The following is a 10,512-nucleotide window of genomic DNA, read 5'->3' as shown; positions in this document are numbered from 1 at the left end:
CCGTGACGTTGAGTACGCTGCTGGCCGCCGCCGCGATGGCCGGGTGGGTCGATGCCGTGGTCGGTGGTGGCGGGTTGTTGCTGCTGCCGGCGTTGTTGGTGGCTGCCCCGGGGTTGCCGGTGGCCACCGCGTTGGGCACGAACAAACTGGCCGCGATCTTCGGTACGGCCACCGCGGCGGCGACGTACGCCCGTAGGACGAAGGTCGACTGGCGGGTGGCGGGCCCGGCGGCGGGGTTCGCGGTGCTCAGCGCGGGCGTGGGTGCGGCGCTGGCCGGGGCGGTGCCGGCGTCGGCGTACCGGCCGGTGGTGCTGGTGGTGCTGGTGTCGGTGGCGGTGTTCGTGCTGCTGCGTCCCCGGATGGGGGTGGTGGCGGTGCCGGCGAGGCGCACTCCGGTGCGGGTGGCGGTGGTGATCGCGGTGGCCGGGGTGGGCATCGCCCTGTACGACGGGTTGATCGGCCCGGGCACCGGCACGTTCCTGGTGTTGGCGTTCACCGCCCTGGTGGGCGCGGACTTCGTGCACGGCTCGGCGATGGCGAAGGTCGTCAACGCGGGGACGAACCTGGGCGCGCTTGTGGTGTTCGGGGTGACCGGGCACGTGTGGTGGCTGCTGGGCGCGGGCATGGCGGTGTGCAACATCGCCGGCGCGGTGCTGGGGGCGCGGATGGCGTTGCGCCGCGGCTCCGGGTTCGTGCGGGTGGTGTTGCTGGTGGTGGTGGTGGCGTTGGTGGCGAAGCTCGGATACGACCAGTGGGTGGCCCGCTGATGGCGGTACGCCCCGAGCATGACCGTACGGTCCTGGCACGGTTGCTGGGGCGTGATCCGGTGCTGCATGCCTACCAGTTGGGCGACCTGGACGACTTCTTCTGGCCGTACACCTCGTGGTTTCGCCGGGGTGAGCAGGTCGCGCTGCTCTATCACGGGGTCGATCCGCCGACGCTGCTGGCGTTCGCGGCGCCGGCGGACACCGCGGCGCTGGCGGCGTTGCTGGCCGACCTTGCGCCGACGCTGCCCGCGCGGTTGTACGCCCACCTCTCCCCCGGGCTGTCCGACATCCTGGCCGGGTCGTACCGGTTGGATCCCGGTGGCCTGCACCACCGGATGGCGTTGACCGCTCCGGCCCGTCTGTCGGTGGTGCGTCCCGAGGGTGTGGTGCTCGGGACGGCGGACCTGCCGGGGCTGCGCCGCCTGTACGCGCAGGCGTACCCGGGGAACTGGTTCGATCCTCGGATGGTGGACACCGGGCAGTACCTGGGCGTACGCGAGGACGGTGAGTTGGTGGCGGTGGCCGGGGTGCATGTGTGGTCCCCGGTCTACCGGGTGGCGGCGTTGGGCAACGTCACGACCCATCCGCGGTGGCGGGGACGAGGGTTGGGCGCGGCGGTGGTGGCAGCGCTCTGTGTCCGGCTGCGCGAGACCGTGGAACACGTCACGTTGAACGTGAAGGCGGACAACACGGCGGCGGTGCGGCTGTACGAGCGGGTGGGGTTCACCCGGGTCGCCGACTACGAGGAGTGGACGCTGACGGCCCGGTGACCACCCTCGGGCGGATGGTCGCGAAACGTTGAGCGCCGGCTTCCGGACGAGGGGTCAGCGGCGGCGGCTGGGTGAGTCGAAGCGTCCGGCGCGGATCTCGCGCAGGGCCCGGCGGCGGGTGTCGCCGCGCAGCGTGTCGACGTAGAGCCGCCCGCCCAGGTGGTCGGTCTCGTGTTGCAGGGCGCGGGCCAGGAAGCCGCTGCCGGCGATGGTCAGCGGCTCGCCGTGCTGGTCGACGCCGTGGGCGGTGGCGTGCAGGGCCCGTACGGTCGGGAAGTACAGCCCGGGGATGGACAGGCAGCCCTCCTCGTCGTCCTGGAGCTCGTCGGACAACTCCAGGGTGGGGTTGATGAGGTGGCCGCGGTGCCCGTCGGCGTCGTAGACGAACACCTGGGCGCTGACGCCGATCTGCGGTGCGGCGACACCGGCGCGGCCGGGGGCGCCGAGCAGGGTGTCCATCAGGTCGGTGACGAGGGCCCGCAGCTCGGCGTCGAAGGTGGTGACCGGTTCGCATCCGGTGCGCAGGACAGGGTCGCCGATGATCCGGATGGGCCGCATGGTCATGGGGTTCAGCGTATCGCCGTGCGGTACGCCGGTCAGCGCCCGGCCAGGGTCGCGCGGATCGGGGTGGTCTTCGCGGCGGCCTCGGCGACCTCGGCGTGCGCGTCGCTGTCCCAGGTGATGCCGCCGCCGGCCCAGGTGTGCAGCCGCTGGCCGTCGGCGGCGGCGGTGCGGATGGTCAGGCCCAGGTCGACGTGACCCGGGGCGACCCAGCCCAGCGCGCCCATGCTGGCGCCCCGCCCGACCGGTTCGAGGGCGCTGATCTGGGTCAGGGCGGCGAGCTTCGGGGCGCCGGTGACGGAGCCGCCGGGGCAGGTGGCGCGCAGCAGGTCGGCGAGGCCGAGGCCGTCGTCGGCGGCGGCGCGGACGGTCGACTCGGCCTGCCACAGGTCGCACCAGCGGCGTACGGCGAACAGCTCGTCGACGGTGACGGTGCCGGTGCGGGCGATGCGGGCGAGGTCGTTGCGTTCCAGGTCGACGATCATGATGTGTTCGGCGCGTTCCTTCGCGCTGGCGAGCAGTTCGGCGCGGCCGGCGGCGGTGGCCGGGCGGGTGCCCTTGATCGGCCGGGTGATCACCTGCCCGTCGGTGACCTCGACGAGGGTTTCCGGGGAGGCGCAGCCGATGGCCCAGCCGTCGCCGGTGAGGACGCCGCCGTAGCGGGCGCCGGGGAGCGCGCCGAGGCGGCTCAGGGCCGGCAGCGGGTCGCCGGTGTAGGGGGCGGCGGCGTGGCCCACGAGGTTGCTCTGGTAGACGTCGCCGCGGCCGATGGCGGCGCGGACCGCGTCGACGGCGGCGGCGTGCTGGCCGGGGGTCCAGCTCTCGATCCACTCGCCGAGCCACCACGGCGGCGGTGGGCCGGGCCGGGTGACCCGGGTGGGGCCGTGCTGGTAGACGACGACGGCGAGGTCGGGCAGGGCCGGCGCGGGCTCGGGCGCCCCGGTGGGTGCGCCGGCCAGCAGCGCCCCGGCGGCGGCGGACAGGTACAGCGCCGCGCCGCAGACCCCGCTGTCGTGCTGGCCGGTGGCGGGTCGGGTCAGGTCGTGCAGGGGTAGGCCGTGCGCGGCGAGGAACTCCTCGGCGAGGGCCGCGGGGTCGCCGCCGTCGCCGCGGGACCAGTGCAGGCGTGCGCGTTCGGTCAGCGCGCCCCGACACGCGGCCGGAGCGGCGGGTACATCGATCGACGCAGCCGGGCCGCTGTGGGCGGCCAGTGCAGCAGGGCCGCTGTCCGCGGCGCACACCTGTGGGAGCGTTTCCACGCCGTACGGTCCAACCTTCCTCATCCGTTCAGTGGATTTCCCGTGCACCAGGCGGGCACCTGGTCGATGCTGGACACTTTCGCTTGGTACTGTGCGTCACTGGTCATGTGAACCATGACACAGTGCCCCCACAGTCCGGAGAACCCGATGTGCCAGCACCAACCGACCTGCCCCTCCGCTGAAGCCACCGACCGGGAAGCCGCACGGGTCCTCGCCTGCTTCCGTGAGCAGGGCTGGAGCCTGCTCTGCAACGGTGTCATCGTCTTCGAGGACACCGGCGAGCTGCTTCCCGACGGCAGCAGCATCGCACCGCACCGCGGCCCCGCCCGCCACGCTCTCGTGGCCTGACCGACCACTCAGCGTCACCGTTTAGCCGCCGTCGACCCAGGCTAGTCCCCCGGTAAGGGACGTCCCCGCCCAGGTCGCAGCGGCTGCCGGGGCAGGCCGTACCGCCCGCCCCGGCGCGCCGTCGTCAGTCTCGACCGGCTGCGGCGTCGTCAGTCCTCGAACGCCTCCGGCGACGGGCACGAGCAGACCAGGTTCCGGTCGCCGTACGCGCCGTCGATGCGCCGCACCGGCGGCCAGTACTTCCCGGCCCGGTCCACCCCGACCGGGTACGCGCCCACCGACCGCGGGTACGCGTGTGACCACTCGTCACCGCTGACCATCGCCGCGGTGTGCGGCGCGTTGGCCAGCGGGTTGTCCCCTACCGGCCACGCCCCGGAACCCACCTGCTCGATCTCCGCGCGGATCGCGATCATCGCGTCGCAGAACCGGTCCAACTCGGCCAGGTCCTCGCTCTCGGTCGGTTCCACCATCAGCGTCCCCGCCACCGGGAACGACATCGTCGGCGCGTGGAAGCCGTAGTCGATCAGCCGCTTCGCCACGTCGTCGACGCTCACCCCGGTCGCCTTCGTCAACGGCCGCAGGTCGAGGATGCACTCGTGGGCCACCAGGCCCTTGTTGCCGGCGTACAGCACCGGGAAGTGCCCCCGCAGCCGCGCCGCCACGTAGTTCGCCGCGAGCACCGCCACACCGGTGGCCCGGGTCAGCCCTTCGGCGCCCATCATCCGCAGGTACGCCCACGGGATCGGCAGGATGCCCGCCGACCCGTACTTCGCCGCCGAGATCGCCGGCGTGGCGTCCACGTGCGCGCCCAGCGGGTCACCGGGCAGGAACGGCGAAAGGTGCGCGCGGACCGCCACCGGGCCCACGCCGGGGCCACCGCCGCCGTGCGGGATGCAGAACGTCTTGTGCAGGTTCAGGTGCGACACGTCGGCGCCGAACTTGCCGGGCTTGGCGAACCCGACCAGGGCGTTGAGGTTCGCCCCGTCGACGTACACCTGCCCGCCGGCGTCGTGCACCTTCGCGCACAACGACGCGATGCCCGTCTCGTACACACCGTGCGTGGACGGGTACGTCACCATGATCGCGGCGAGTGCGTCCCGGTGCTTGTCGATCTTCGCGTCCAGGTCGACGAGGTCGACGTTGCCGTCGTCGTCGCAGGCCACCACCACGACGCGCATGCCGGCCATCACCGCCGACGCCGCGTTCGTGCCGTGCGCCGACGACGGGATCAGGCACACGTCGCGGTGCGTCTCACCCCGCGACGCGTGGTACGAGCGGATCGCCAGCAGCCCGGCCAGCTCGCCCTGCGAACCGGCGTTGGGCTGCACGCTCACCGCGTCGTAGCCGGTCACCTCGGCCAGCCACGACTCCAGCTGACCGATCATCTCCCGGTACCCGACGGTCTGCGCGTCCGGTGCGAACGGGTGGATGTTCGCGAACTCCGCCCAGCTGACCGGCTCCATCTCGGTGGTCGCGTTCAGCTTCATCGTGCACGACCCGAGCGGGATCATGCCCCGGTCCAGGGCGTAGTCGAAGTCCGACAGCCTCCGCAGGTAGCGCAGCATCGCCGTCTCCGAGTGGTGGCTGCGGAACACCGGGTGGGTGAGGAAGTCGCTGCCGCGCGTCAGGTCGACCGGCAGGGCCGCGTCCGCGTCCCCGTCGAACGCGGGCACCCCGAACGCCGCCCACACCTGCGCCAGGTGCGCGTCGGTCGTGGTCTCGTCGCAGGACACGCCCACCCGGTCGGCGTCGACCAGCCGCAGGTTGACGCCACGGTCCGCGGCGGCGGCCACCACCTCGGCGGCCCGCCCGGGAACGGTCGCGGTGACGGTGTCGAAGAACGCGACGTCCGCGACGTCCACGCCGCCTGCGCGCAACCCGGCCGCGAGCCGCGCCGCCATCGCATGGGTACGCGTCGCGATGTCGCGCAGCCCGTCGGGGCCGTGGTAGACGGCGTACATGCCGGCCATCACCGCGAGCAGCACCTGCGCGGTGCAGATGTTGCTGGTCGCCTTCTCCCGCCGGATGTGCTGCTCACGGGTCTGCAACGCCAACCGGTAGGCCGGGTTGCCGTCCGCGTCGCGCGACACCCCGACCAGGCGCCCGGGCAGCATCCGTTCCAGGCCCGAGCGCACCGCCAGGTAACCGGCGTGCGGCCCACCGAAGCCCATCGGTACGCCGAAACGCTGGGTGGTGCCGGCGGCGATGTCCGCGCCGATCTCCCCCGGTGCGCGCAGCAGCGTCAACGCCAGCAGGTCCGCCGCCACGGTCACCAGGGCGCCGACGGCGTGTGCCGCCTGCACGAGGCTGGCGTCATCGCGCACCGCACCGGACGCCCCCGGGTACTGCAGGTGCAGGCCGAAGAACTCCGCCGGCAACTCGTCGCGCTGCACGTCGAGGACCCGCACGTCGATGCCGAGCGGCTCGGCCCGGCTGGTGATCACCGCGATGGTCTGCGGCAACGCGTCGGCGTCGACGACGTACACACCGCTCTTGCTCTTGGAGGCCCGCCGCGCCAGGGTCATGGCCTCCGCCGCCGCGGTGCCCTCATCGAGCATCGAGGCGTTCGCGGTGGCCAACCCGGTCAGATCGGTGACCATGGTCTGGAAGTTCAGCAGCGCCTCCAGGCGGCCCTGGCTGATCTCCGGCTGGTACGGCGTGTACGCCGTGTACCAGGCCGGGTCTTCAAGGACGTTGCGGCGGATCACCGCAGGGGTGTGCGTGCCGTGGTACCCCAACCCGATCATGGAGACGGCGACGGTGTTACGCGCCGCGAGGGCCCGCAGCTCGGCGATCGTCTCGGCCTCGGTGGCCGGGTCGGGCAGGTCGAGGGTGCCGTGCCAGCGGATCACCTCGGGGATCGCGGCGTCCATCAGCTCGTCGATCGAGTCGTGCCCGACGACCTCCAGCATCCGACGCTCATCGTCGGGGCCGGGACCGATGTGACGGGTGGCGAACTGCTCTACGGTCATAGGGGCACTCCCGGGGCGAGGTCGACGTGTCGGCCTCCCCCTCTGTCGCACCCACTCAGGGCACTCCACAGTGCCTGCCCACGAGGTCCTTTTGCCTGAGAGGTTCCGGGGAGGATTTGCCCCTTCGGCGCCGCCCTGCGTGCTGTCGGGCGGTCTCTCCCACGTGGGTGTTACCGGCGTGGTCAACGCTACCAGCGTTGGTGTTTCCGGCGGATGTCCTACCCCCGCGCCGGGGCCCGGCCCGTCACACCCCCAGCGGTGTCCCGGCGCCGACCCGCGCGGCCAACTGCGGCAGCACCGCGCCCAGCGGCGCGTCGACGCACACGGTGACGTGGCCGTCACCCCGGGTCGGCCCCTGGTTGACGATCGCGACCGGGATGCCCCGTTTCGCGGCCCGAATCACGAATCGGCGCCCCGACATCACCGTCAACGACGACCCGAGCACCAGCAACGACCGGGCCTGCTCCACGGCCGCGAAACACCGCGCCACCCGCTGCGCCGGCACCGTCTCACCGAAGAACACCACGTCCGGTTTCAGCATCCCGGTGCCGCAGATCCCGCAGTCCACCGGCCGAAACGCCGCCACCTGCTCATCGGGGAGATCAACATCACCGTCCGGGTTGACCGCGGCGACGCGGGCCACGAACTCCGGGTTGGCCTCGCGCAGCCGCCGGTGAAGCTCCTCCCGGGAGGTCAGGTTGCCGCAGTCCAGGCAGGTCACCTCGTCGAGGCGGCCGTGCAGCTCGATCACCGACGGGCTGCCGGCCGCACCGTGCAGACCGTCGACGTTCTGGGTGATCACCGTGTCGACCAGCCCGGCGTGTTGCAGCCCGGCCACCGCCCGGTGCCCGGCGTTGGGCGCCGCACCCGCGATCAGCCGCCAGCCCAGGTGGCTGCGCGCCCAGTAGCGCCGCCGGGCCAGGGGATCGCGGGTGAACGCCTGGAAGGTCATCGGCGTGTGCCGCTGCGCCACCCCGCTGGGCCCCCGGTAGTCCGGAATTCCCGACTCGGTGGACAGGCCGGCGCCGCTGAGCACCACCACCCCACCACCGGCCACCAGCGAGGTCAACGCGTCGAAACTCTCCATCACCTCTCCATGCTGCCTCAACCGGTTCACCAACGCCGAGCCCCGCGCCGGGTGGGCGGCCCCACCCGGCGCGGGTGACGTCGGCGGCGAAGCCGACAGCTACACCGCGACGACGTCGGCGACGACGCAGGCGATGTTGTCCGGCGCCCCCTCGGCCCGCGCCAGATCGATCAGCGCCCGCACCGTGTCCTCGGGATCGTCCGTCGCGGCCAACGCCGACCCCAGATCGGCCCGGTCGACGACCGCGGACAGCCCGTCGGAGCACACCAGGTACCGGTCGCCCGGCAACGCGGTACGCAGCGCCAGATCCGCCTCGACCTGCCGGCCGCCACCGAGGGCGCGCACCAGCACCGCGCGCTGCGGATGCGTCGCGGCCTGGTCCCGGTCGAGCCGGCCCTGATCAACCTGGGTCTGCACCCAGGTGTGATCCTGCGTGAGCAGCGACAGGTCACCGCCGCGCAGCAGGTAGGCCCGGGTGTCACCGACGTGCACCAGCGCCAGCCGGGAACCGCTGAGCAGCAACGCGGTCAGCGTGGTGACCGGCTGGTCGGTGTCGGTGGCCAACCCGTGCACGGCGCGGTCGGCGTCACTCACCGCACCGGCCAGCATCGTCAGCAGGTCGGCCGACGGCACGTCGGTGAACGCCAACGGCTTCAGGGCGTCGACGGCGGCGGCGCTGGCGGCCGCACCGCCGGGCCCCCGCATACCGTCGGCGACGGCGAGCAACCGCTCGCTGGCGTACGCGGTGTCCTCGTTGCTGTCGCGCACCAGCCCGGTGTCACAACCGGCGGCGCAACGGACGGCAATTGTGGGATTCGGGTCAGACATGGTGGTGCCCCCTTCAGACAGGTGGTCCACGAGAAGAGTGGCGAGCCGGGCACGCGCCGCGGTGTCGGCGCTGACCTGCCGCCAGTACGCGGTGACCGCCTCAGCCGCCGCCGCGGGCTCCAGGCCGCACACGACCCGGATCGTCGCCAGCGGCATACCGAGGCGACGCAACTGGGCGACCAGCCGAGCCACCGGCAGCTGAGCCGGGTCGTAGAGCCGGTAACCGGACTCCGGATCGACAGCGGCCGGCACCAGCAGCCCAACCTGGTCGTACAGGCGCAACGCCTTCGGTGTCAGCCTCGCCGCCCGGGCGAACGCCCCGATGGTCATCAGCCCCACGTCGACATCCTCCTCGCGCCGGTCACGGCGACCGGCACCCACCAGGCTCAGGGTTGCCCGAAGGTCAAGGTCAAGCCGGCACCTGCACCCCCGCCGCGCCGGTAGGTTGGGCCCATGCGCGTCGTCATCGCCGGAGGCCACGGCAAGATCGCCCTACTGTTGCAACGCCACCTCGCCGGACGCGGCGACACCGCCGTCGGCCTCATCCGCAACCCCGAGCAGACCGCGACGCTGCGCGCCGCCGGCGCCACCCCCGTCGTCTGCGACCTGGAACACACCCCGATCGAACAGTTGGCCGAGCACCTCCACGGCGCCGACGCGGTGGTCTTCGCCGCGGGCGCCGGCCCCGGCAGCGGCGCCGCCCGCAAGGACACCGTCGACCGGGCCGCCGCCGTGCTGCTCGCCGACGCCGCCACCCGAGCCGGCGTCCACCGCTACCTGCTCGTCTCCTCCATGGGCGTGGACACACCACCCGCCCCCGGCACCGACGACGTGTGGGCGGCGTACCTGCGCGCCAAACGCGCCGCCGAGGACGACCTGCGCGGCCGCGACCTGGCCTGGACGGTGCTGCGACCCGGCCGGCTCACCGACGACCCACCCACCGGGCGGGTCACCCTCACCCCACACGCGGGCAGTGGCGCGATCAGCCGCACTGACGTCGCCCACGTCCTCGCCGCGCTGCTCGACGAACCGCGCACCACCGGCGCGACCCTGGAACTCGTCGACGGACCCACCCCGATCGCCGAGGCCGTCCGCGCCGCCGTCAGCTGACAGCCTCTCCCAGGGGCGGGCCATGGGTCAGCCCCGCCTGACCCCTCCGACCATGCCACCGCCGCCAGCGCACCGAGTGGGGTCCACGTCAGCGCCCCCCACCCGGCGACTCAGCGCTGCTGGTGCCGCGGCAACGCCGACTGGCCCACCACGCCACCCACGAACGGCGCCCCCGGCGTCTCCGCCGCGATCCGATCCATCGTGCGCGCCAACTGCTCACTGCCGTCGTCGAGATGCCGCGCCGCCGCCTGCATGTGCGACACCATCATCTCGCCGAAGATCCGCAACGCCTCCCGGGTCGCCACCGTGTCGTCGAAGCTCGACCCCGCCGCGCTGCGGTACTCCGCCACCGCCCGCTCCGCCTCCTGCTTCGCCTCCGCCTCCGCCGCGTGCAGGTAACTCTCGTACTGCACCCGGGCGTACTCGGCGACCCGACGTGCGTAGTCATGCGCCTGCGCGATGATCTGCTCGGCCTCCCGCTGCGCCGCCGACAGCAGATTGACCTCCCGCGCCGCCGGGGCCTTCGCCGCCGCCCCCGTACTCGGAATCACCCCGTGCCGGTGCAACTCCACCCGGTCGGTCAGCCGCTCGTTCTCCGCCCGCAACGTCGCGATCTGCGTCGCCAACAGGTCCAACTCGTCGGCGACCTGCATCCGGAACCGGTCCACGTCAGCGTTGTCGTAACCACGCCGCGCGAACGACGCCGCACCGAACTCCCACCGCCGAACCCGATCGGCGGTCATCCGCACCTGCACACCGCCGGAAACCTGCACCCCGTCATACCGACTGATCGGCGTCGCACTCACCTGT

Annotated in this window: 10 protein-coding genes and 1 riboswitch; of the genes, 4 read left to right on the top strand and 6 right to left on the bottom strand. The window is 72.8% G+C overall.

The window, feature by feature from the left end; translation table 11 throughout:
* The first annotated feature begins 2 nt into the window (after positions 1 to 2).
* Positions 3 to 767 carry a sulfite exporter TauE/SafE family protein gene (locus DLJ58_RS11175; RefSeq protein WP_167493695.1) on the top strand — a complete coding sequence of 255 codons (765 nt, stop codon included), beginning with the start codon at positions 3 to 5 and terminating at the stop codon, positions 765 to 767.
* Positions 767 to 1,537 (top strand): GNAT family N-acetyltransferase, encoded by a 771-nt coding sequence (locus tag DLJ58_RS11170; protein ID WP_124855514.1) that lies wholly within the window; start codon positions 767 to 769, stop codon positions 1,535 to 1,537. Before DLJ58_RS11175 ends, DLJ58_RS11170 begins: the two co-directional genes overlap by 1 nt.
* A 54-nt stretch (positions 1,538 to 1,591) precedes the next feature.
* Here DLJ58_RS11170 and def read toward each other — a convergent pair whose 3' ends face one another.
* Positions 1,592 to 2,101: a peptide deformylase gene (def, locus tag DLJ58_RS11165; RefSeq protein WP_124855512.1), complete on the bottom strand. Its 510-nt coding sequence runs from the start codon at positions 2,099 to 2,101 to the stop codon at positions 1,592 to 1,594.
* 32 nt (positions 2,102 to 2,133) lie between these two features.
* Positions 2,134 to 3,381 (bottom strand): chorismate-binding protein, encoded by a 1,248-nt coding sequence (locus DLJ58_RS11160; RefSeq protein WP_124855510.1) that lies wholly within the window; start codon positions 3,379 to 3,381, stop codon positions 2,134 to 2,136.
* A gap of 123 nt (positions 3,382 to 3,504) precedes the next feature.
* Here DLJ58_RS11160 and DLJ58_RS11155 point away from each other — a divergent pair, with 123 nt between their 5' ends.
* Positions 3,505 to 3,705, top strand: coding sequence for a DUF5999 family protein (locus DLJ58_RS11155; protein WP_007460326.1), 201 nt, complete (start codon positions 3,505 to 3,507; stop codon positions 3,703 to 3,705).
* Between the two features lie 149 nt (positions 3,706 to 3,854).
* On the opposite strand, the gene gcvP is transcribed toward DLJ58_RS11155, so the two are convergent.
* The 3 genes from gcvP to DLJ58_RS11140 form a co-directional block, all read right to left on the bottom strand.
* A complete protein-coding gene (gene gcvP / locus DLJ58_RS11150) occupies positions 3,855 to 6,677 on the bottom strand; it encodes an aminomethyl-transferring glycine dehydrogenase (RefSeq protein ID WP_124855508.1) in 2,823 nt (940 codons plus the stop codon).
* Positions 6,678 to 6,750: 73 nt separating this feature from the next.
* A riboswitch (glycine riboswitch) is annotated at positions 6,751 to 6,849 on the bottom strand.
* 72 nt (positions 6,850 to 6,921) lie between these two features.
* A complete protein-coding gene (locus DLJ58_RS11145) occupies positions 6,922 to 7,764 on the bottom strand; it encodes an NAD-dependent protein deacetylase (RefSeq protein ID WP_124855506.1) in 843 nt (280 codons plus the stop codon).
* A gap of 99 nt (positions 7,765 to 7,863) precedes the next feature.
* Positions 7,864 to 8,931: a MerR family transcriptional regulator gene (locus DLJ58_RS11140; RefSeq protein WP_124855522.1), complete on the bottom strand. Its 1,068-nt coding sequence runs from the start codon at positions 8,929 to 8,931 to the stop codon at positions 7,864 to 7,866.
* A 114-nt stretch (positions 8,932 to 9,045) separates the two neighbouring features.
* Here DLJ58_RS11140 and DLJ58_RS11135 point away from each other — a divergent pair, with 114 nt between their 5' ends.
* Complete coding sequence (locus DLJ58_RS11135; RefSeq protein WP_124855504.1) at positions 9,046 to 9,702, top strand: NAD(P)H-binding protein; 657 nt, start codon at positions 9,046 to 9,048, stop codon at positions 9,700 to 9,702.
* A gap of 110 nt (positions 9,703 to 9,812) precedes the next feature.
* On the opposite strand, the gene DLJ58_RS34865 is transcribed toward DLJ58_RS11135, so the two are convergent.
* On the bottom strand, positions 9,813 to 10,508 hold the full coding sequence (locus DLJ58_RS34865; protein WP_124855502.1) for a DivIVA domain-containing protein: 696 nt from the start codon (positions 10,506 to 10,508) through the stop codon (positions 9,813 to 9,815).
* Positions 10,509 to 10,512 lie beyond the last annotated feature (4 nt).

Origin of the sequence: Micromonospora arida (genome assembly GCF_003857035.1) — a bacterium.
Taxonomy (GTDB): Bacteria; Actinomycetota; Actinomycetes; order Mycobacteriales; family Micromonosporaceae; genus Micromonospora; species Micromonospora arida.
Note: the sequence above shows the minus strand (reverse complement) of the source record. Positions and strands in the feature narration are given on the sequence as shown.

Excerpts from the sequence above, each read along its gene's own strand:
- gcvP (WP_124855508.1), bottom strand. The coding sequence starts at position 6,677 with ATGACCGTAGAGCAGTTCGCCACCCGTCACATCGGTCCCGGCCCCGAC.
- def (WP_124855512.1), bottom strand. The coding sequence starts at position 2,101 with ATGACCATGCGGCCCATCCGGATCATCGGCGACCCTGTCCTGCGCACC.
- DLJ58_RS11145 (WP_124855506.1), bottom strand. The coding sequence starts at position 7,764 with ATGGAGAGTTTCGACGCGTTGACCTCGCTGGTGGCCGGTGGTGGGGTG.
- DLJ58_RS11135 (WP_124855504.1), top strand. The coding sequence starts at position 9,046 with ATGCGCGTCGTCATCGCCGGAGGCCACGGCAAGATCGCCCTACTGTTG.
- DLJ58_RS11155 (WP_007460326.1), top strand. The coding sequence starts at position 3,505 with ATGTGCCAGCACCAACCGACCTGCCCCTCCGCTGAAGCCACCGACCGG.
- DLJ58_RS11170 (WP_124855514.1), top strand. The coding sequence starts at position 767 with ATGGCGGTACGCCCCGAGCATGACCGTACGGTCCTGGCACGGTTGCTG.
- DLJ58_RS11160 (WP_124855510.1), bottom strand. The coding sequence starts at position 3,381 with ATGAGGAAGGTTGGACCGTACGGCGTGGAAACGCTCCCACAGGTGTGC.